This is a genomic window from Echinicola strongylocentroti, assembly GCF_003260975.1.
Taxonomy (GTDB): domain Bacteria; phylum Bacteroidota; class Bacteroidia; order Cytophagales; family Cyclobacteriaceae; genus Echinicola; species Echinicola strongylocentroti.
The window spans coordinates 5,899,764-5,921,890 of sequence record NZ_CP030041.1; the positions used below are offsets into that span (position 1 = coordinate 5,899,764).

The following is a 22,127-nucleotide window of genomic DNA, read 5'->3' on the forward strand; positions in this document are numbered from 1 at the left end:
AGTTACCTTTGCATGATATGGATACAATTAATGAACTAGGTAAGATTTCTAGCCTGCCGATCACGCGATTTACCGCTCATGGAGCTTATTTGAATATGTCCAATGGGAATGAGGTGCTTTTGCCCCAAGGGTATCTGACGGGTGATGAAAAAGAAGGAGAGGAAGTAGCCGTATTTGTATATACGGACAGTGAGGACCGTCCGGTGGCGATTACCGATAGGCCCGTGGCATTGGTGGATGAATTTGCCATCATGGAAGTCAAAGAAGTGACCCCGTTTGGTGCATTTATGGATTGGGGGCTTCCTAAGGATCTTTTTGTGCCCAAATCAGAAATGGGCAAGCCCATGACGCCGGGAGATCACTGTCTAGTGATGATCTGTGTGGATTATAAAACCAATCGACTGATAGGCGTATCCAAGTACCAGGATTTTATGCTGAATGATACATCGGAGTTTGAAGAAGGGCAGGAAGTAGAGGCCTTGGTTTTTGACTCGACAGATCTTGGTTATAAAGTGCTTATCGATCAGCATTACGAAGGATTATTGTATGCAAATGAGACATTTAAGGAAATTGAGGTAGGGGATGAAGTGACGGCCTATATCAAAAAGCGCCGAGAAGACGGCAAACTCGATGTGCAGTTGACACCGGTAGGAAGGCAGAAATACGAAGAAGGGGCAGAAAAAATCTTAAACCTTTTAAAAGTTAAGCGTTTTTTGCCCCTTCATGATAAATCATCCCCCGAAGAAATCAAAAAGACGTTAGGGATGAGTAAAAAGCACTTTAAACAATCCATTGGTCAATTATATAAAAGTAGGAAGATCGAAATCAAAGCGGATGGTATTGAGTTGGCGGATTAATCCAACTTAAATATCTCGCCTGGTTTTATACAAAGCACTGCTTTGCCCCGCTTGATGGCAATGGGAGCTTTGAGCAGGTAAGGATGTTTGACCAATATGTGCAACCAGCTTTCATCATCCCAGGTTTTACCTGCTATTTGGCTTTGGTATTCCGGATGGGCCCGGTTGAGCAAGTCCTTGGCCCGCAAGTGCAATTTATCCAGGATAGTTCTCCATCCCGTCGTGGTGATGTGCTCTTTCTCAATATTGATCTCATTGACATACCGAGAAACCGATCGCGCATATGCCCTCGCTTGCTTGTCGATAGTGTGCGAAGGAATATAATAGAAGAACAATTCATTTGGATGCATTTTCATGTCGAAACTGGGTTTATGTTACCAATAAAAATACGAATAATATTGTAAATTCCAAATAAATTACCATGAAATTTACCAGAGATAGGTGAAAATATGGTTTATGAAAGCGTTGGAAATGCATATAAAGTGACTCCAAATAGAACAGTTTTCTAGCGCTATTCAGCTTGCCAATACGACAAGCGTGCAATTCAATAAAATAAGGTATGGATCTAGCTAATTTCAGGCAAAAATCCCTTTCGGATTATAGCCATAACAAGAAGCTGCGTGTGAGGTTAAGGAAAGTCAAGCCCAAGGTTCTTGATGAGAGGTTTGCGGCAGCGCATGAAGAGCAGTTTGAGAAGATCGATTGCTTGGATTGTGCCAATTGCTGCAAGACCACTAGCCCAATTTTTCTGCAAATTGATATCGATCGATTGGCGAAGAAACTGCGAATGAAATCTTCCGAATTTATCGACACTTATTTGCACAGGGATGAGGAGGGGGATTTTGTGCTGAACAGTTCCCCATGCCCCTTTTTGGGCGAGGACAATAAGTGTTTTGTGTACGAATCACGGCCCAAAGCATGCCGCGAGTATCCACATACCAATCGAAAAAACATGCATGGCATATTGGGATTGACCCTAAAAAACACCTTGGTTTGTCCTGCTGTTCATGAAATCTTTCAAGACTTTTCCAAAGAATTTAGGAAGTAAGCTTATCTGTTTACTATTTTAGATGTCAAAACCTATTAAACCGTAAACCATGCATAATCAAGACGAGCACTTTTTGGGTGTAGACGTAGGTGGAACTCACCTGAAAATTGGTAAAGTAAACCAGCAAGGAGAAATTGTATCTTTTGATAAAGAAGATACCAGCCATTATAAGGAAGACCCAAAGGGGTTTAATTCCTGTTTTGTGGATGTTATAGGCAAGTACTTGTCAAAATACCCCGATATCAATAAAGTAGGCATTGGCCTACCGGGCTTGATCAATAAAGAGCGGACTACCACATTGGAGATTCCGGCAATACCGGCCTTGGACGGGTTTAACCTGAAAGGTAGCCTGCTGGAAAAATATCCAGAGAAAAGTTTCTATTTGGAAAATGACGCCAGTGCTGCTGCAATGGGTGAGTTTAAATTTGCTTCCTCAAAACCCTCTCCCAATTTTCTGTTTATCACAATGGGGACAGGAATCGGAAGTGCTGCCGTCGTGGACGGGAAGATATTTAAGGGAGCACGAGGCAATGCCATGGAAATGGGGCACATGCTTTCTAGGGGTAATGCCAGACTGGAAACCCTCATTGGCAGAAATGGCATATTGAGCATTATGGAAAGAATGATCAATGCCTATCCGGAGAAGGCCGGGGAATTATTGGACAAGGAATTGGGAACCCATCTGCTGGTAGATACTGCGCGTGAGGGGAATGAAGTGTCCTTGATGACTTTTGAAGAAGTGGCCGATATCCTCGGAGAGGCAATTGTCTCCACCGTTCGGGTTTTAGACGTAAATGAAGTCTATTTTGGCGGGGGGATCTCCGCTGGTCTGGAGTTTATGATGCCTGCACTCGAAAAGACCGTCAGGCAGTACCTTACCCATTATTACACCAATGACCTTCAGCTCAAAAAAGCTACTTTGGGCAATAACGCTGGTACACAAGGAGCCGCAGCTCTGTGTTTTTAATTGATAGTCTTGAGACGTGAGATTTGAGACATTTCTGTGGGAGGTTAGTTGGGGGCTTTAGAGCACGGAGGCTCCCAGAATGGCGTCAGGTGAGCTCAATTTCCAATTTGGCACCATGAAAAGCCTTCGTCTCAGGACAGCATTGACACTATGGATTGAGCGTGGTAATGGTCACTTCACTGACCTTATTGATAGCATTTAAGCGGAAAAGGGCCTTTAGGGGCTCTTTTTTGTTGTTGTGGTTATCACATTCACTGGAAGGCTCGAGAAAATAAAAGAAAAAGCTCTGGCTTTTACTTAACAATTCCACTCGGTCAGGGCGACCAAAGGTAACGATCAGTTCTTGGTTGGTAGCTTCCAGAAAGGTGTTTTTAAGCGATTGGAGCTCGTCGAGATCTTTTATACGGAGCCCTTTGCAGCCATTTCGGTCGTTTTTCCAGTTTTCCATATTGATGTTTCCAGTGTCCAATTTGGATACACAGCTGGTAAAAACTGCTAAAATCAGCACAATAATGATGGATGGAAGAGGACTACGTTTCATCTATGGGAAGTTTCTTGACGATTAGATGCCAAAGGTAGTTTAAGAAATGGGCGGATACAAGTGTGGTTACTATTAGCACAGGACAAACGCATAGAGTATATCGAAAGAAACACTTTTCGTGTAGGCATAGCGATCATCCGTGCCACTGGCACTCCTTCGGGAGGTTGAGGAAAGCTTAAGCTCCTGCGGATGAATCTGCAGGTTACTTAATTTATCGTGCTGCTGGCACTTTGCCCCGATTTGTACATTGGAAACTGCAGTAGCTTATTGAATATGGAGTCATTAGATAGGAGATGTGAGACGTGAGATTTGAGAGCCATTGAATCTGTAGGAGCTTACCTCTATGGCGCCCTATATACCTATGTATTTCCCCAAAAAACGATCTTCCAAAGAGTGCTTGCCTGAACTTGACCAAGGAGGACTACTACCACTTTTCTTTCAAATTCTACTTATTGTCAGTAGATTATGTCTTTCCAAAATCAGGGGGCTAGAATGAAGCAAAAATCTAATACTTCAGAATCAGGCATACTATTATCTTAACCATTATATTAGCAGTTTAAAATACGCATATATGAATCATAGATTTGCTAAAGCATTCCACCTAATTACTGTATTGGCTTTTATTGTTATTTTCATGTACATCTATTCAGGTCTGCCTGCGATGGTGGGCTTTGAGCTGAACGAGGATGGGTTTGCCCATGGAGTGATGGATAAGAATATCTTTTTCTATATTGTCATAGGCATCTTTTTAGTGCTGAACATCCTATTGGTGACCCCTGCAAAACTCATAGAGAGTGGCGCTAGTCCGAATATCAAACGGTTATTTGCCAAAGGCGATCCTTTTCGCGATCAGATGTTGACATGGATTTACTCTTTTGTTGGTGTCATCAACGTCTCCATCATCGTCGTGGTGATGTACCTATTCCAGTTGAATGGAGTCATGGAAGAGACGGGACGGCCATCGGGAGTTGGGTTATATATTTTGCCTGTTTTATTTGTAGTTTGGACGGTCATTTTATTTATATTGTTGACCCGAAAAATGAAGAGTGTCCAGTCCACCAAATAAGGACCGAAGAGAAAATTAAGTAGCCAAGAAAACAAACAACCACACATGGCAGAAAAGAACGTACAATATACCGAAGATAGTATCAAGTCACTCGACTGGAAAGAGCATATCCGGCTTAGACCGGGGATGTATATCGGGAAGTTGGGGGACGGTAGTGCCCAGGACGACGGTATTTATGTGCTTGTGAAAGAGGTGCTTGACAATAGTATCGATGAGCACATGATGGGGTTTGGCCGTACTATCGACATCAAGATCAGTGAACATAAAGTAGAAGTAAGGGATTATGGCCGTGGTATTCCGCTGGGAAAAGTAGTCGATTGTGTTTCGAAGATCAATACCGGTGGCAAGTATGATTCCGGTGCCTTCCAAAAGTCCGTTGGGCTAAACGGTGTGGGTACCAAAGCGGTGAACGCCTTGTCACAGTATTTTAAGGTGCAATCTTACCGTGATGGACAGACCAAAGTCGCTGAATTCGAAATGGGGGTGTTGAAAGAGGACAGGCCAGTGGACAAGAGCTCTGACAGAAACGGCACCAAAATCGTCTTCAGTCCAGATGCCACGGTGTTTAAGAATTATCATTTTATCCCTGAATACCTAGAAAACCAAATTTGGAATTACGCCTTCCTCAATTCAGGATTGACCATCAATTTCAATGGGAAAAAGTACTTTTCTGACAAAGGCCTTCATGACCTTTTGGACAGAAAAGTGGATGATGACAGCAAGCGGTATCCGATTATCCATTTGAAAGGCGAAGATATAGAAATGTCCCTTACCCATACCAACCAGTATGGAGAGGAGTACCATTCATTTGTAAACGGCCAATACACCACGCAAGGAGGAACGCACTTAGCGGCCTTCAGGGAGGCGATCGTGAAGGCCGTAAGGGAGTTTTTTAAGAAAGATTACGATGCGGCGGATATCCGGCAGAGCATCGCGGCGGCCATTGCTGTCAGGGTGCAGGAGCCGGTGTTTGAGTCGCAGACCAAGACCAAGCTGGGGTCACACAGTGTGGGACCTGATGGGCCGACCTTGCGGACGTTTGTGAATGATTTTGTGAAGACGGAGCTGGACAATTACCTCCATAAAAATACCGAGACAGCCAATGCCCTGCTCAAGCGAATCTTACAATCCGAGCGAGAGCGTAAAGAAATATCAGGCATCAAGAAGCTGGCCAACGAAAGGGCCAAGAAGGCCAATCTCCACAATAAGAAACTAAGGGATTGCCGTGTGCACTACGACGATGCCAAGGCCAATGAGGAAAAGAAGAACGATACCATGCTGTTCATCACAGAGGGGGATTCGGCCTCAGGATCCATTACCAAATCCAGGGATGTGCAGACACAAGCCGTGTTTTCCCTCAGGGGAAAGCCCTTAAACTGTTTTGGCATGACCAAGAAGGTGGTGTATGAAAATGAAGAGTTTAACCTGCTGCAGCATGCGCTGAACATAGAAGATGGGATAGATGGCCTGAGGTACCGTAAAATCGTCATTGCTACGGATGCCGATGTGGATGGTATGCACATTCGCTTGTTGATCATGACCTATTTCCTGCAGTTTTTTCCTGAACTGGTAAAAAACGGGCATTTGTACATCCTTGATACCCCCTTGTTTAGGGTGAGAAATAAGAAGGAGACCATTTACTGTTATTCGGAGGACGAAAAGAGAAAGGCTGTTGTCAAGCTGGGAAACAAACCAGAAATCACCCGATTTAAGGGGCTGGGAGAGATATCACCAGATGAGTTTGGTGGATTTATCGGTGAAGATATCCGCTTAGAGCCCATTATCCTTAATAAGGAAACCAAGATAGCGGACTTGCTTTCGTTCTTTATGGGCAAAAACACCCCAAGCCGGCAGACTTTTATTATTGATAACCTGAAAATAGAAAAAGACATCGTCGAGGAAAAGGCGGAAGGAGCCAAATTGGATTCAGAAGAGACTGAGGCAGCGTGATGGGGGAGTACTGAGTAAACAATAACGGAGTAGTCAGTGACCAGTAGTCAGTGTGATGTAGCTCAATAGCCAATAACCAATAACGCTTAAACCTTACAACGTTCAAAACCTAGCATATGAGTGATATAGAAAACAACGGTCAAGGTAAAAACGGAGATGCTTTGCATGATTCCGTACCGGTGACCGGTATGTATCAAGAGTGGTTTTTAGATTATGCATCCTATGTGATTTTGGAGCGGGCGGTTCCAGCCATTGAAGATGGTTTTAAGCCCGTTCAGCGCAGGATCCTGCATGCGATGAAGGAAATGGACGATGGCCGCTTCAATAAGGTGGCCAATATCATCGGCCAAACCATGCAGTACCACCCGCACGGGGATGCCTCCATCAGTGATGCCATAGTCAATATTGGCCAAAAAGACCTGCTGATCGAAACCCAAGGAAACTGGGGCGATATCCGTACCGGGGATGGAGCGGCTGCGGCACGTTATATTGAAGCTCGGCTATCGAAGTTTGCGCTGGAAGTGGTCTTTAACCCACAGACGACCGATTGGCAGGTATCCTATGATGGCAGGAAGCGGGAACCGGTAACGTTACCCGTAAAATTCCCTTTGCTGTTGGCGCAAGGTGTAGAAGGGATTGCCGTGGGGCTTTCCACCAAGATCCTTCCCCACAACTTCTGTGAGCTGATCAATGCCTCTGTCGATATACTGAAGGGCAAAAAAGCCAATATTGTCCCTGACTTTCCCACAGGTGGACTGGCGGATTTTTCGGAATATAATGAAGGCCTTCGTGGCGGAAGAATCAAAGTAAGGGCGAGAATAGAAGAAGGAGAAGGCAAAAGCCTGTTGATCAAGGATATTCCTTTTGGGACGACGACCACTTCACTGATCGATTCCATCATCAAGGCCAATGACAAGGGCAAAATCAAAATCAAAAAGGTGGTGGATAATACCGCCAAGGACGTAGAAATACAGGTGTTCCTGGCCTCTGGCCAATCTCCTGATATGACGATCGATGCCCTATATGCCTTCACGGACTGTGAGCAGTCCATCTCTCCAAATGCCTGTGTGATCATCGAAGACAAACCGGTTTTTATAGGCGTAAATGATATTCTGGAGTACAACACCCGCCAGACCAAAGAACTCCTGAAGCGTGAGCTGGAGATCCGGAAAGGGGAGTTGATGGAGAAATTGCTCTTCTCTTCGCTGGAGAAAATATTCATCGAAAACAGGATCTACCGTGACATCGAGGAGTGTGAAACGTGGGAAGATGTCATCGTCACGATCGACAAGGGACTGGACCCTTACAAACCGGAATTTTACCGGGAAATCACCCGGGACGATATCATCCGACTGACGGAGATCAAGATCAAAAGGATCTCCAAATTTGACAGTTTCAAAGCGGATGAACTTATGCGAAAACTGGAAGATGAACTGAAGGAAGTCGAGCACCACTTGCAGCATCTTACGGAATTTGCCATAGACTATTACAAAAACCTGCTGAAGAAGTACGGTAAGGGCAGGGAAAGAAAAACAGAAATTCGCAATTTTGAGACCATCCAAGCGACCGTCGTTGCGGCCAACAATGCCAAGCTGTATGTGAACCGTAAGGATGGTTTTATCGGTTATGGGCTGAAGAAGGACGAGTTTGTTTGTGACTGTTCTGACCTGGATGATATCATTGCGTTCAAGAAAGATGGTACCTGTGTGGTGACCAGGATTCAGGATAAGGTATTTGTGGGCAAAGACATCATCCATGTGGGGATTTTCCGCAAGGGAGATGAGCGGATGGTCTATAATATGATCTACCTGGATGGCACATCCGGACGGACCATGGTGAAGCGTTTTCAGATCCTCAGCGTGACCCGCGATAGGGAGTACGTCCTCACCAAAGGTACCAAAGGCTCCAAAGTGCTGTATTTTACTGCCAATGCCAATGGGGAAGCGGAGATCGTGACCGTTTACCTCACTCAAGGAAGCAAGGCCAGGGTGAAAGTATTTGACTTTGACTTTAAAGAGCTGGACATAAAAGGGAGAGGTGCCGGTGGAAATATCCTTACCAAATACCCTGTCAGAAAAATCCAGTTGAAAATGGAAGGTGTATCGACACTGGGCGGTCTGGACGTGTACTATGACGAGGCAGTCGGCAGGATCAATACGGATGAACGGGGAAAACTGATCGGCAACTTTTTGGGTGATGATAAGGTCGTTGCTTTTTATAAGGATGGAAGTTATGAACTGACCACTTATGAATTGACCAATCGCTATGATCCCAACACGCTTTTGCTGATAGAGAAGTTTGATCCGCAAGCGGTCATTTCATGTGTTTACTATGATGGTGCCAGCAAAAACCATTACGTGAAGCGATTTAACATCGAAACCAGCACGGTGAACAAGAAATTTAACTTCGTCTCTGATCACAGGAAATCCACCTTGGATATAGTCTCAACGGATAAGCAACCACAAGTAGAGGTGACCCTCAGCAAGGGCAAGGAAACCGAAAAAGTGGAATATGACCTGGATATGCTTATCGATGTAAAAGGGTGGAAGGCCGTAGGCAATAGACTGAGTTCCCATGCCGTAAAAAGCATCAAACTACTGGAGCCAGTGAAGAAGGAATCTCCAGCCCAAGAGCAGAAAGGAGACAAGGATAGTCTAGAGGTAGGATCTACTATAGACCTGAAAATAAAGGATGAGGACGACGAGGATCAGTTAGGATTGTTTAAAAATGGGAAATAATTCTTTTGATCCGGAGCTATTAGTTTACCTATCCCAATATGTAACAGACCATAAGAAAGCCAGGATGGAAGAAGTCCTGGCTTTACGGTCTCGATTTTTTACCGTGGTGTTGGAGGATATTTATAAGCCACATAATGCCAGTGCGGTTATCAGGACCTGTGATTGCTTTGGTGTGCAGGACATTCACATCATCGAAAGAGCCAATTCCTACGACGTCAATCCCTATGTCACCAGAGGAGCAGCCCAATGGGTGGATATCCACAAATACCAAGATGACCCCGGCCGATCTTCGGTGGACGCCTGTTTTGAGGAGCTGAGGGCGCAGGGGTATAAAGTCATGGCTACGTCGCCACACGGAGAGAGCGTTCCGTTACATGAGCTGAAGGCAGACCAGAAAACGGCCTTGGTCTTTGGCAATGAGCATGCAGGAGTAAGCGAAGAGGTAATCCAAAAAAGTGATGGTGTCGTCCACATCCCCATGACGGGTTTTACGGAAAGTTTCAATATCTCGGTCAGTGCTTCTATTTGCCTGTATGATTTGCAGCAAAAGATCGTGCGTTCCCGGCCAGAGGTCTATTACCTAAGCGAGTCAGAAAAAGCCGAAATCCGCTTCCGATGGTATAAGAGTGTCGTCAAAAACGCAGAGGCACATATCCGGAATTTTTATGGATCCGAAAGCCGTTAATTAAACCCAAATTCCAAGACTTTGAGGAAGTAACATAAAGTAGCTAATTTATTAGACCACCACATGAGACCCATAGGGCATAAATCAGGATTAACAAGCGCTTCCTCCTTGCCCTACGGCTCTTCAAAATACCTCAAATAGGGTGTTTTTTTATAATGTAAAGATTCGGTGTTTTTCGAAAATAGCGGGTTGTAAGCGGAAGTAAACGTTTGTAGTCGTTTACAAACGGGAAATATAATGGATATAGAGGCAATAGGGGTTACTTTTATATAAGTGTTGGCGGTAATTAAACTACGTGCTTAGACAAAATATGTTCTTCTCCCCAAGCTTCCATTGATTTCAAAACAGGACAAAGGCTTTCTCCCGAATCGGAAAGGGAATATTCTACTCTTGGTGGGGTTTCATTGTATTTCTTCCTAATTATTAAACCATCTTTCTCCAATTGTTTCAGTTGCTCAGACAGAACTTTTCTCGAAATATGCGGAATCCGTACTGCTATTTCACCGAATCGTTTTGTCCCAAATGTGAGACAATACAAAATGATAGGTTTCCATTTTCCGCCAATAATTTGAAGCATTGCCGTAACAGGACATTGGGTAGTTCTATTTTTATCTTCCATTAGTTACTATTTTGTTACCACTTTTTATAAGTTACCAAAAGGTAACTGGTTACTTAAGTAAACTATTTTTAGTTACTTTGTGTAACAAATGTAATTAATTAATTAAAAAAATTGAAAAATATGATTTTAGTAACAGGCGCAACAGGACATTTTGGAGGTTTAGTGATTGATTCTCTAATAGAGAAAAAGTTGAACCCAGTCAAATATCTGCATTAGTTCGAGACAGTCAAAAAGCAGAAAGTTTAAAAAATAGAGGAGTCAATTTACGAATAGGAAATTATGAAGATTTCAGCTCTTTGAAACGTGCATTTGAAGGTGTTGACCAACTGCTATTTATATCGGGTAGTGAAATCAAAAATCGTTTTGAACAACACAAAAATGTAGTGGAAACTGCTAAACAAGCAGGAGTAAAACACATCGTTTATACAAGCTATGCCCGAAACGACAAACCAGAACCATCGCAACTAGGAGACTTAGCCGAATCGCATATTCAAACAGAGGAAAAATTGAAAAATAGCGGTGTGGATTACACCATTTTGCAAAACAATCTGTACTTAGATTTTATTCCTTACTTTATTGGCGATAAAGTGTTGGAAACCCAAACGATATTGTTGCCTGCCGAAAATGGAAAAGTTAGTGCTGGATTGCGGTCGGAATATGCAGAAGCAACGGCAAATGTTCTTCGTTCCGAAGGTCACAAAAACAAAGTCTATCGTTTTACAAATACGCAATCTGTCAACTATAGCGATATTGCCAATATGCTTTCTGAAATTACGGGTAAAAAAATAAACTACGTTTCGCCTTCTTTAGATGAATATGTAAAAACACTTTCAGATGCTGGAATTCCAACTGATTTCATTAACCTTTTTGGTAGTTTTGCAGTAGCTCAAGCAAAAGAAGAATTGGATGTAAAAAGCAATGATTTAGAGCAATTTCTGGGCAGAAAGCCCACATCGTTTAAAGATTTCTTGATTAACGTTTATGGCAAATAAATAAACCAGCCTACACATTTTTTACAAATCCCTAAATTGAATGAAAAGAAATGAATTTCTAAAAATGTCAACTCTTGGACTTTTGGCATTTAACCTGCCGTATGGATTTGATAGTATTGTGAAGAAACTCAATAGTTATAAAAAATTAAAAAGAAATAATATGGAAAAAGAAACAGCAAAATATGGAGCGGTACATTTAGAAATTACTGACAAAGAAAAATCGCTTCAGTTTTATAGAGACATTGTCGGATTGAAATTGCGAAATGAGAACGACTCGCTTGAAATGGGAACAGAAACCGAAACTTTAGTGGTTTTACATCCCGTAGCAAACCAACCCAAACTAAAAGGACACAGCGGATTATATCACTTTGCCATTCACCCACAAACCGAAACAGAATTTGCACGAATACTCGCAAGAATGATTGAAAGTCGCTATCTTATTGCGCCAACCGACCACACCATATCGAAAGCCATCTATTTAGATGACCCCGATGGGATAACGGTGGAAATCACCCTTGAAACCCCTGAACGCTTTTCGCATTATGAATTGAATGGCAGGATGTTTTCGGCTATTGCCAAAGATGGCACAGCCAAAAGCGCATCAGCACCACTTGATGTAGAATCTTTATTAAAAATTGCCCCAATGGATAATCTACAAAATCCATTGGCTGTTGGTACTGTCATCGGACATATGCACCTGTATGTTGGCAACTTAAATGCGTCATACGACTTCTATTCAAAACTTGGTTTTGAAGAGCATTATTTAGCTTCCGAAATCCAATTTGCGGATTTTAGTTTGGGCGGTACTTTTAAACACAGAATGGGCGTAAATACTTGGCAAGGATTAAATGCACCACAAGCACCTGACGGAACTGCAAAAATGAGACACTTCACCATTCAATATACTACTAAAAACGGTTTGGAAACTGCATTACAAAATGTTGGTCAATTTGAAAAGACCGATGATTATCACCTTGTAAAAGATCCATCAGGTACTAAAATTAGGTTGACAGCTGAAAAACAATAATTAACGCTTCGGACAATAAAATCACTACCGCCAACAATGGTTATACGTAATGCGGGTTAAAGTACAGATATGAAAGCAATTACATTAAATAAACTAACTGCTAAACGGACAGTAAAGTACCTTGAAAACCCGCACTACGCATAGCCGAACCGTTAGCTTGCATTTGACTGAACAAACAAAAATGATTGCAATAAAAGAACGAATAGTGAAATCTTATCAAGATACCAAAGACTTTTGTATGATGATAAAAAATGGTATCAATATCCACAAACAATTTATTTAACAATTTTCATCTTACTAAGTGCAATTAGTTTTTTTCTTAAACCAACATATCAAGTTGTCTTTTTAGTTATATGGGGAATTCTATTATTTCTAGGAATAGTTACAGTAATTTTTCCATTAAATAAAAAACGGATAAAAACTAAACTAGATGTTGAACCTAAGAAAAGTAAACACTCTCATTGGGCAAATACTGAATTTAGAGAAGCGCAAATCAAAAAATTCTATGATGCCTTGGTTGAGAATAGAGTATTAAATAAAAATAAGAAAGATATTGACTTATTAACTTCGTATGAGAAGCTGTTTAAAGATGAAGCTGAGTTATTGAAGTCTAAGGAAAGATTACTTTTAGGTGGTGGAATTCTTCTATTGTTTATTTTGCCTGTTTGGAATACTTCAACTGAATTAATTCTATCCGATGGTCAAAATTTTGTGAAAAATATTAAACTAGTATTTAAATTTTTATTCTTAATCTATTGCTTGATTTACTTTTTAAACTTAATGAGATTTTGGATAGAAGAAATACTAAATAAAACTTATTGGAAATTTATTGACATTAAGCGGAATTTACATCAGATTAAACTAAACATTGAACTAAAAAACGCAAGCCAATCGAGTAGTCCGACCTGAGCCAAGTAGCTCAGGTTAAGACTCTCACAGCCCTGCTGAGCTTGTCGAAGTACCACTCCCGAAAGCTTTCGGGATACGGGTCTTACCGATAGTCCTGTAGAAACAATAGCTTTTTTTGGTTCAGTCAGGAACCGTAAGTCGCTGCTCAAAGGTAGTTGCTTTCGGGATATTGATGGAATAAAGGCTGCTACTGCTTCTACACAGGGCGTTGGCAACAAGCTGAAAAAAGAAAATTCATTACCAATTTGGTAACTTTTTTATTATGTTTGCGACAAACAAATATAATGTGAGAGTAATAGCGAAACGAACTTTACGAGACTTTTGGGAGAAACACGCTGACTGTGAAGAACAATTAAAGTCTTGGTTTAGAGAAGCAGAAAAATCCGAATGGAAAAGTATTAATGAATTAAAAAACGATTATCCAAGTGCAAGTATTTTAAAAGACAATAGAATTGTTTACAATATTAAAGGCAACAACTACCGATTGATTGTAAAATTCAACTTTGAATATCAAATATGCTGGATAAGATTCATCGGAACTCACGCAGAATATGACAAAATAGACGCAAATAATATCTGATTATGAAGATAACACCAATAAGAAACGAAAAAGACTATCAAAACGCTCTGAACAGACTTGAAGAGATTTTTGATGCAGAAAAAGGAACTAATCAAGGAGATGAATTGGAAATCCTTTCAATCTTAATTGACAGATATGAAAATGAGAACTTTCCAATTGGAATGCCTGACCCTATTGAGGCAATCAAATTCCGAATGGAGCAAATGGGAATGAAACAAAAAGATTTAGCCAAAGTTGTTGGGTTTAAAAGTAGAGTTAGTGAAATTTTAAGCAAAAAACGAAAACTGACTTTAGGAATGATAAGAAAACTGAATTCAACACTTCACATTCCGACTGAAGTGTTAGTTCAAGATTATTGATAAAAAAGCCAGTTGCCAGTCGAGTAGCCCGACCTGAGCCAGTTGGCTCAGTGATTTTGGAGGTTTAGGGTAAAAGTATCGAGGTCTTTTGGGCCTGTATGGTTGGTGTTAGTTGATTACCTACTTACAAACCGAATAATTCCGAGAAACAGTATTGTACCTACGGCACAAGGTGATCCCGTTAGAGCGTGAGTTTATTTACCAAGCTTTTATTCCTAGCGGCATAAGTCAGGCTGGCTACCTTCCTGACTGGTTTTGCTAATAAAAGTGTTCGCAGGGATGCTCCGTTAGGAGCAAAAAGGTTGGTGACAGAAAGGAAATACCCTATTTTTAGCAGTGCCGTAGCTATTTTAAGATTCTCATATAATTACATTGTGAGGATAAGCAACACCACGATTTTGAAATCTAAGTATCGAATCTTTTACAACAATCCCTTCGTCTAAATTGATAGCATAAGTTATTGTTTTATTTTTTTTCCAAAATGCTCTACCTTCTATAACTGAAGGCAAATGAGGTATTAATGCAGCCGAGATAGACCTTGAAGCACTTTCCCAAAAATAACTAGGTGTATGATCTACAGCGTAATAATCAATGCTATCTATCACTATGATTGGGTCTTTAAATGTTGTAGGCTTAGCGAAATAAAACCCCATGCCTTCATCACAACTAACATCGACAATAAGTGTCCCTTTATTTAACATCCCTTTTTCTTCTTCTATTATATAATCGATAGGACTATCAGTATTCTGATATGTTCCATTGATTATAATTTCAGATTCTTTAATTAATTCCAACAAAGGACGTTCTGAGCCATCGTGTTCTACTACGATCATCCTAGCCTCATTCTCATTTCCTTTTCTGATTCTAGTATAATGCACATCTAAGATTTCTTCTCTAACCTCTTCATCTAATCTTTGTACACAGATAGTAATATCTCTATAGCCATGAGCTTTTAAAGCATAAATTGCACCTCTACTTACAGCACCAAAACTGAAAATTAAAACTTTTCGTTGAATTCCCATAATGTCCATCTATTCCTTTTAATTGGAGAGCATGAATAACAGCACTATACCCAGCCATTTCATTGTTTTTGTAAAATGTATGCCTTCCTTTTTGTCCGTTAGAATGCCACATATACATATCTTCGAAAGCAATCAAAGTCAATTTTTTATCTATAGCAATTTGAGTAATCTCTTTTTGCTGAGCACAATGAGGATACCCCCAAATAATACCTCCTTCTTTGACTTCTTGTAAATCGGCTAAAATAGGTTTAGCAATAATGATATCTCCAATATCTGATAAGATTTCTCTACGTGTAGCTATTCCACCTACTAAATCACAAATTTCTTCATCTGAAATATGAAAAGGGGCTCCATACCCTTTTTCAAAAATCAATTGTTTACGAATGTTTTTTGGAAGTCTTTTTAAATGTTCTGGATGAATTGGTAACCGTCTCTCGTCTTCTTTTTTTGATGTTCCGATAACACCCATTTTTAAAAAAGTCATTTTTTTTGAATTAAAACGAGTTGCAGAGTAATGACATTTGCAAAGCGTAGGATTAAAACCATTATTAAATAGTTACTTACTAGTAATCAGGCATTAAATTGGCCACTAGAGTTTTATGAATCAAGACAGGGACTTTAGTTAAGTCTTAATAATTCGCTAAAGTTTTGCGAAGAGATAAATAATACTTCAACAAAGATACCTTTAAATAAACTATTATCACTACACTATCGAAAAACCTGTTAAATCGAAACTTTATCCTTTAAATTAAAATACCCAAAAAAACTGTTGCCAATAACTAAGCATTGGTGTGGCCGGAACGACGGAATCTGGATGCAGTGTAGTCTTTGGTAGATAGGCTAATGCATATTCCTTTCTCCGGTTCCTGCGGCATCTACCTAAAAGGGCTCGGTGGTCACGGGCTTTGCAAAGATGTGCTTGCTTACCCGCCCTTATTGGCCTCTGTATACCGTTTCTGTTCGTCAGTACCGGATTTGCAGTCCCACTTCCTTCACTGTATGCCTCACGGCAACCAGCTTGCGGCTTGCTAATAGCCTTTACCAACTCGCCTGTAAGGGACTTTCACCCTCTGGAATATTTTGGTATCTTCGATACCTGATGCTCATGCTGGGCACACACAATGACTATAAGTTATTGCTTGTTCTCGCCTACTTCTGAAAATCATCGAGGATTTTCAGTTTGGTGTGTACTTGCAAAGTTAAGTTCTAATCCACGCAACTACTCATCGCCGAGACCGTTGTACTCAATTAAAAAATTCCGTTTCCTTACATAATTTAAATTAAATGATTGCATCTTTGATAGTATCAAATGATAGTATCACGAATGAATCCACCTTACGAAATAACATCTTCCATTTTAAAATTATTAACTTCTATTTCCGAAAAAATTGGAGAGGTTAATGCAAACCTATTAAATAAACCTTCACCTAAATTGAGAAAACAGAATAGAATAAAAACTATTCATTCTTCATTAAAAATAGAAGGGAATACACTTACTGAAGAACAAATAACTGCTCTACTTGAAAATAAAAAAATTATTGGTCCAAAAAAAGATGTTCTTGAAGTTTTGAATGCTATCAAAATTTATGAGAATTTAGAAAAATATAAGCCTTCTAATGAAAAGTCATTTTTAAAAGCTCATAAAGGCTTAATGGAAGGTCTTATTGAAAACCCCGGTAAATACAGAAACCAAAGTGTCGGAATCGTAAAAGGTTCGATAGTTGAACATTTAGCACCGCCATTTGGGAATGTCCCTTATTTGATGAAAGAACTTTTTGAATACCTAAAAAAGTCAGACGAAATTGAATTAATTAAAAGTTGTGTTTTTCATTACGAAATGGAATTTATACATCCATTTTTAGATGGAAATGGTAGAATGGGAAGATTATGGCAAACTCTGATTTTAATGACGAGATATCCAGTATTTGAGTTTTTACCTTTTGAAACTTTAATAAGTAGTGACCAAGAAAAATATTACAAAGCTTTAGCTGAAAGTGATAAGTCAGGAAATTCAACAAAATTTATTGAATATATGTTAAACGTAATTGATATTTCAATAAGTGAATTATTAGATTTCAATAATCGGACATTAAACGAAAAAGACAGATTAGAATATTATGTTTCATTAAATAAAACCGAATTTTCAAGAAAAGACTATATGGATATTTTTAAAGATATTTCTTCAGCGACAGCAAGTAGAGATTTAAAGACTGGAACTAAATTAGGTTTGTTTGAAAAAATAGGAGAAAAAAATAAAACAATTTATCGATTAAAATAACTGGGTGGATATCCCGGTCGATGTTGACCTTTAAAATTAAAATACCCAAAAAAACTGTTGCCAATAACTAAGCATTGATGTGGCTGGAACGACCGAACCTGGATGCAGTGTAGGGTGGTCTTTGGTAGATAGGCGTACCATGGCAGGAAAGAATGCAGTGTTGAACGAGTGGTGCTGGGAGAGGGGTGATTATGGAGAAAGCTTTTCCTCTTTTGTGATTTTGGAGGTTTAGGGTCAAAATTTTGGTGGCTATTGGAGCCTGTATAGTTGGTGTTAGTTGGTCGTCTACTTTCCAGAAAAATTCCGAGAAGCAGTATTGTACCTACGGTACAAGGTGATCCAGTTGGAGCGTGAGTTTATTTACCAAGCTTTGATGCCTAGTAGCACAAGTCAGGCTACCTTCCTGGCTGGTATAGCTAATAAAAGTGTTTGCAGGGATGCTCCGTTAGGAGCAAAAGCTTGGTGACAGCAAGGAAATACGATGTTTTAACAGTGCCGTAGGTACTGGCCATCCAAAGGATAGCGATGTGGAATATAAAACACAGGGCCATAGTTATGGGCGAATTTGGTGAGAGCTTTTACTTTTATTGTCTTTGGCCGTTTGGAATGGGAAATTTTGTAGTATTTGGTGTTGATCATTCTTTTGAATGCCTGTAATTTTAGGTTGCAATAGATAGGCTAATGCATATTCCGGGTTTAATAAAATTTAACAAAAAAGGCTGAGTGTAGATCTAATTTTCCTAATCGCATGAGTAAATAATGTAAAAGCACAAAAAAAAGCAAATATGACAATCAACAAAGAAGCACCTGTAGTACAAATAAAAGAGATAATAATTAACGCTACCCCAGAGAAGGTATGGCAAATCCTAACCAATATTGGCAGTTGGAATGAATGGAATGAGAGGATAAAGCAACCAACGTTACAAGGCGATTTGGAAGTTGGAAGTAGTTTTACTTGGAAAACAAATGGAAGTAAAATAAAATCCAGGATTCACTCTTTTTCACCAAACAAAACTCTTGGTTGGAAAGGAAAAGCATTTGGTGCAAGTGCCATTCACAATTGGTATTTGGAACCAACTGAAAATGGCACAAAAGTGAGCGTCGAAGAAAGTATGGAGGGCTGGATTATCAACTTGATGAAAAAGAAAATGAACGAAAAATTGGCTGATGATATCATTTATTGGCTCGAACAACTAAAAAAAGAAAGTGAAAAATAAATAAGACACCCAACCATGGAGTAGTCCGTCCGATCTTGATTCAATTGGCTCAGATTGAGGAACAACACTCGACCCTATGACGTTTCCTGCCGGGTCACCCGCACAGGATGTATATGGCGGTTCGCAAAGAGGAAGAAAACTGCTCTTTACACCAATATCCTCTTTATACTACTTCTAATATAAGGGTACACAAAGGCTCCTTATCGACCCCGCCTGACGGACGGCCAGGTTTTTACTTCGCGATACGTTTAGCCCTTCATCTGCCCGTGAGGGCTCTTCGGCTTTACGAAGCTTATGTCCTGTTGACTACTATGGCCTCTGAATGCCGTTCCTGTTAGTAGGTGTTGGATTTTGCAGTCTTGTTTTTACTGGATGCCCCACGGCAGCCGGCTTGCTAACAGGCTTCACCAACTCGCCTGTATGGGATCTTGGTAGGGATCGGCATAAGCTTTTCACCTTTTGGAATAATTTGGTATCTTCAATACCTGATGCCATGCAGGGCACACATAATGATTGAAAACGCATAGCTTCCTACCGTCAGCTGCGACATCATATACACGCTGTTATTCCTCCTACTAAGTGATACTATCGAATAAATTAAAAATATAGCTCACTAAAATATGACTAATACAAAAACAAACTATTTATTCTTTACCGGTAAAGGGGGAGTCGGAAAAACTTCACTTGCTTGTGCAACAGCGGTTGAAATGGTCGATGCTGGAAAAGTCGTTCTTCTTGTCAGCACAGACCCTGCGTCAAATTTGAAGGATGTATTGGAAAGTCCTGTTGACGAGAATATAAAAGCTATAAAAGGAACCAATAATCTCTTCGCTATTAATATTGACCCTGAAAATTCTGCCGAAGAATACCGCAATAGAGTTACTCAGCCATTAGAGGGTGTTGCTTCTAAAGGAGAAATCAAAAAAGTCAGGGAAGACCTTTCTGGTGCGTGTACTACGGAAATAGCGTCTTTTGATGAATTCTCTCGTTTCGTTTCTGGCGAAACTGAAGGGACAGAATTTGACGTGATTGTATTTGATACTGCACCGACAGGGCATACATTACGCCTTCTTGAGCTGCCTGCTGCATGGTCTAGCTTTACGGAAGAAAACCCTGAAGGCGCTTCTTGTTTGGGGCCGACCTCTGCTCTGAAAAGTGGCAAAGAAAGGTACCATACCGTAGTAAATAGACTAAGAGATGGTTCATTGACCAGCTTTTATATTGTAGCCAGGGCAGACAAAGCCTCCTTGAAAGAAGCATCAAGGACAAGCAATGAATTGAAAGAACTTGGTATGGGGAATCAACAATTGTATATCAATGGTGTATTCAAAGCAATTGACAAGCAAGACTCACTTGCTAATGAAATTGAAGCGAAGGGCAGCGAGCAACTCAAGTCTATTCCCGGTAATTTAAATGAGCTACCAATAAGAACATTTCCTCTTTTGCCATACAATATTTTGGGAATAGATAAACTCCGTTCATTATTTAACCCTGATCTCCAAAAGTCGATTTCTGAAAGTACGGTTGCTCAAACTAATACACCACATCAGGAACTAACGGGAATCGAAAAATTAGCAGAAGAACTATGTGAAAATCAGCAACACGGACTTATCATGACCATGGGTAAGGGAGGTGTTGGTAAGACCATTGCCGCTTCTGCTATCGCAGTTTTACTTGCCAAAAAAGGCCATGAAGTTCTCCTAACAACTACTGACCCTGCTGCTCATATTCAGGATTTTATTCAGCAATTGGGTGAACTACCAGCTACATTGCAAGTGGAACGGATAGACCCCAAGGTAGAAACGCAACGATATACAGAAAAGGTACTGGAACATAAAGGCCAAGGGCAGTCCGAGGAAGCTAAAAAGCTAATCTTGGAAGATTTAAAATCCCCATGCACAGAGGAAGTGGCGGTTTTTCATGCTTTCTCAAAAGCAATCAGTATGGCAAAAAGAAAATTTGTCATAATGGACACAGCACCGACCGGGCATACACTTTTGCTATTGGATACCGCAGGAAGTTACCATCGTGACATTATGAGGAATAATATGAATGCAGGTCGGCTTCGTACCCCTTATATGAGTCTACAAGACCAAGAGCTATCAAAAATAATTCTAGTCTCCTTGCCCGAGACAACTCCTATGAGAGAAGCAGGGTCATTACAGGATGATTTAAAAAGGGCGGGGATCAAACCTTACGCTTGGCTAATAAACCAAAGCCTTACTTTACTTTCATCTATCACAGACCCATTGCTCAAAAGTCGTGCAAGTGCGGAAGCAGAAGTTATTAATACAATTAAAACGAGCTATTCGGAAAAAACATTTGGCATTCCCTTCATTGCGGACACAAGGCTACTCCCCACACTTTTGGGAAACAAGGAGAAGGTATAAAAACATTGCTTGCGTTGCGAGTGTAGGACGAGCAATAAACCTATTCGTTTCACGATCCAGATGAGATTTTTATAGGGAAGGGGTCGGGGAGTGGTAGGAAAAGGAGGTCCGTAAAGTCAACATAATGGAAGCTTTTTATTGATTTTGGCCAATATTACCCGCTTGTTAATTTAAATTAAATCTAAATAAAGTTGCTTTGACGTTGTCCTGCTTCTATATTTGTTGTATAGTTAAGTTTGAAGCGGACTGACCATGATTACATTAGCAGCATTTATCGTTTTTTTGGGTTTTTATCTCTTATATAATACTTCCAAAAAAGCACAACTTCACCAGACACACCGCCTGGAAATATGGGCCCATCATTATCCTAACCAATCAAAAGTTATAGGCCTATTGTTATTTCTTGTGGGATTGCTGATAGCGGTCTTTGACAGTGGTCTGGGAGCGGGTATATTTACCTTTTTTGTTCTATTGATGACAATAGGAAGCTTGGTGGTAGTGGTCACTCCGATAAGGTTTTTGAATTTCAAGACCCTCATTGTCTTATTTGCCATTTCCTTCATCTTTGAATTGTTATAATATGCCAGCCAATAAAAAACACTTGACGACATCAAAATCACAGCGATTTGCCAAGATCACAGCGGGATTTTTGGGTGGATACGCGGTGACCGTTAGCCTTTTTATGGCCATTGCCTTTTGGGTAGACCATATCAATGTCCTCAGCAGTCTCCGGTTTGGAGGTTTTATGTTATGGGCCACGTTGTTTGTGGTAGCTTTTCTCTTTAGAAATGGATGGAAAGTGTGGGGCATTTATCTCCTTTGCACCTTGGTCTTTTCAGGGTTGATCTATATTGGTAAAATCTATAACCCAATTGTCTGAAT

General features: G+C 40.4%; 22 protein-coding genes. 17 read left to right on the forward strand and 5 right to left on the reverse strand.

The features are described from left to right. Positions 1 to 26: 26 nt before the first annotated feature. Positions 27 to 857, forward strand: coding sequence for a CvfB family protein (locus DN752_RS23120; protein WP_112786682.1), 831 nt, complete (start codon positions 27 to 29; stop codon positions 855 to 857). On the opposite strand, the gene DN752_RS23125 is transcribed toward DN752_RS23120, so the two are convergent. Further along, complete coding sequence (locus DN752_RS23125) at positions 854 to 1,213, reverse strand: arsenate reductase family protein (RefSeq protein ID WP_112786173.1); 360 nt, start codon at positions 1,211 to 1,213, stop codon at positions 854 to 856. The genes DN752_RS23120 and DN752_RS23125 overlap by 4 nt on opposite strands. A gap of 203 nt (positions 1,214 to 1,416) precedes the next feature. Here DN752_RS23125 and DN752_RS23130 point away from each other — a divergent pair, with 203 nt between their 5' ends. After that, positions 1,417 to 1,905 (forward strand): YkgJ family cysteine cluster protein, encoded by a 489-nt coding sequence (locus DN752_RS23130; protein WP_112786174.1) that lies wholly within the window; start codon positions 1,417 to 1,419, stop codon positions 1,903 to 1,905. Between the two features lie 49 nt (positions 1,906 to 1,954). Next, positions 1,955 to 2,872 (forward strand): ROK family protein, encoded by a 918-nt coding sequence (locus DN752_RS23135; protein ID WP_112786175.1) that lies wholly within the window; start codon positions 1,955 to 1,957, stop codon positions 2,870 to 2,872. A gap of 148 nt (positions 2,873 to 3,020) precedes the next feature. Here the strand turns inward: DN752_RS23135 and DN752_RS23140 are convergent, their stop codons facing one another. Beyond that, complete coding sequence (locus DN752_RS23140; protein ID WP_112786176.1) at positions 3,021 to 3,413, reverse strand: hypothetical protein; 393 nt, start codon at positions 3,411 to 3,413, stop codon at positions 3,021 to 3,023. 571 nt (positions 3,414 to 3,984) lie between these two features. Between DN752_RS23140 and DN752_RS23145 the strand changes: the two genes are divergently transcribed. From DN752_RS23145 to DN752_RS23160, 4 genes are all read left to right on the forward strand, one after another. Continuing rightward, positions 3,985 to 4,479, forward strand: a complete 495-nt coding sequence (locus DN752_RS23145; RefSeq protein ID WP_112786177.1) for a DNA topoisomerase IV — start codon at positions 3,985 to 3,987, stop codon at positions 4,477 to 4,479. Between the two features lie 45 nt (positions 4,480 to 4,524). Beyond that, the gene (locus DN752_RS23150; RefSeq protein WP_112786178.1) at positions 4,525 to 6,429 is read left to right on the forward strand and encodes a DNA topoisomerase IV subunit B; all 1,905 of its coding nucleotides are present in this window, start codon (positions 4,525 to 4,527) and stop codon (positions 6,427 to 6,429) included. Positions 6,430 to 6,545: 116 nt separating this feature from the next. Next, the gene (locus DN752_RS23155; RefSeq protein WP_112786179.1) at positions 6,546 to 9,167 is read left to right on the forward strand and encodes a DNA gyrase/topoisomerase IV subunit A; all 2,622 of its coding nucleotides are present in this window, start codon (positions 6,546 to 6,548) and stop codon (positions 9,165 to 9,167) included. Next, the gene (locus tag DN752_RS23160) at positions 9,157 to 9,852 is read left to right on the forward strand and encodes a TrmH family RNA methyltransferase (protein ID WP_112786180.1); all 696 of its coding nucleotides are present in this window, start codon (positions 9,157 to 9,159) and stop codon (positions 9,850 to 9,852) included. The genes DN752_RS23155 and DN752_RS23160 overlap by 11 nt, the downstream gene beginning before the upstream one ends. Before the next feature lie 286 nt (positions 9,853 to 10,138). Here the strand turns inward: DN752_RS23160 and DN752_RS23165 are convergent, their stop codons facing one another. After that, complete coding sequence (locus DN752_RS23165) at positions 10,139 to 10,471, reverse strand: winged helix-turn-helix transcriptional regulator (protein WP_112786181.1); 333 nt, start codon at positions 10,469 to 10,471, stop codon at positions 10,139 to 10,141. Positions 10,472 to 10,674: 203 nt separating this feature from the next. On the opposite strand from DN752_RS23165, the gene DN752_RS23170 reads away from it, so the two are divergent. From DN752_RS23170 to DN752_RS23190, 5 genes are all read left to right on the forward strand, one after another. Beyond that, positions 10,675 to 11,463 carry an SDR family oxidoreductase gene (locus DN752_RS23170; RefSeq protein WP_245949548.1) on the forward strand — a complete coding sequence of 263 codons (789 nt, stop codon included), beginning with the start codon at positions 10,675 to 10,677 and terminating at the stop codon, positions 11,461 to 11,463. Between the two features lie 40 nt (positions 11,464 to 11,503). After that, on the forward strand, positions 11,504 to 12,490 hold the full coding sequence (locus DN752_RS23175) for a VOC family protein (RefSeq protein ID WP_112786182.1): 987 nt from the start codon (positions 11,504 to 11,506) through the stop codon (positions 12,488 to 12,490). Between the two features lie 234 nt (positions 12,491 to 12,724). Beyond that, complete coding sequence (locus DN752_RS23180) at positions 12,725 to 13,399, forward strand: hypothetical protein (protein WP_112786183.1); 675 nt, start codon at positions 12,725 to 12,727, stop codon at positions 13,397 to 13,399. A 262-nt stretch (positions 13,400 to 13,661) separates the two neighbouring features. Then, complete coding sequence (locus tag DN752_RS23185) at positions 13,662 to 13,979, forward strand: type II toxin-antitoxin system HigB family toxin (protein WP_394337162.1); 318 nt, start codon at positions 13,662 to 13,664, stop codon at positions 13,977 to 13,979. 2 nt (positions 13,980 to 13,981) lie between these two features. After that, positions 13,982 to 14,338, forward strand: a complete 357-nt coding sequence (locus DN752_RS23190; protein ID WP_112786184.1) for a helix-turn-helix domain-containing protein — start codon at positions 13,982 to 13,984, stop codon at positions 14,336 to 14,338. A 359-nt stretch (positions 14,339 to 14,697) separates the two neighbouring features. Here DN752_RS23190 and DN752_RS24790 read toward each other — a convergent pair whose 3' ends face one another. After that, positions 14,698 to 15,369: a Rossmann-fold NAD(P)-binding domain-containing protein gene (locus tag DN752_RS24790; RefSeq protein WP_211324085.1), complete on the reverse strand. Its 672-nt coding sequence runs from the start codon at positions 15,367 to 15,369 to the stop codon at positions 14,698 to 14,700. Then, positions 15,311 to 15,844 carry a Rossmann-fold NAD(P)-binding domain-containing protein gene (locus DN752_RS24795; RefSeq protein WP_211324086.1) on the reverse strand — a complete coding sequence of 178 codons (534 nt, stop codon included), beginning with the start codon at positions 15,842 to 15,844 and terminating at the stop codon, positions 15,311 to 15,313. Before DN752_RS24795 ends, DN752_RS24790 begins: the two co-directional genes overlap by 59 nt. Before the next feature lie 840 nt (positions 15,845 to 16,684). Here DN752_RS24795 and DN752_RS23200 point away from each other — a divergent pair. From DN752_RS23200 to DN752_RS23225, 5 genes are all read left to right on the forward strand, one after another. Then, positions 16,685 to 17,638, forward strand: a complete 954-nt coding sequence (locus DN752_RS23200) for a Fic family protein (RefSeq protein WP_112786185.1) — start codon at positions 16,685 to 16,687, stop codon at positions 17,636 to 17,638. 785 nt (positions 17,639 to 18,423) lie between these two features. Continuing rightward, positions 18,424 to 18,855 (forward strand): SRPBCC family protein, encoded by a 432-nt coding sequence (locus DN752_RS23210; RefSeq protein ID WP_112786187.1) that lies wholly within the window; start codon positions 18,424 to 18,426, stop codon positions 18,853 to 18,855. 620 nt (positions 18,856 to 19,475) lie between these two features. Next, entirely contained in the window at positions 19,476 to 21,245 is a 1,770-nt protein-coding gene (gene arsA, locus DN752_RS23215) for an arsenical pump-driving ATPase (protein ID WP_112786188.1), read from the forward strand. 252 nt (positions 21,246 to 21,497) lie between these two features. Then, on the forward strand, positions 21,498 to 21,824 hold the full coding sequence (locus tag DN752_RS23220) for a hypothetical protein (protein WP_112786189.1): 327 nt from the start codon (positions 21,498 to 21,500) through the stop codon (positions 21,822 to 21,824). A 1-nt stretch (position 21,825) separates the two neighbouring features. Further along, positions 21,826 to 22,125, forward strand: coding sequence for a hypothetical protein (locus DN752_RS23225; RefSeq protein WP_112786190.1), 300 nt, complete (start codon positions 21,826 to 21,828; stop codon positions 22,123 to 22,125). Positions 22,126 to 22,127: the final 2 nt, after the last annotated feature.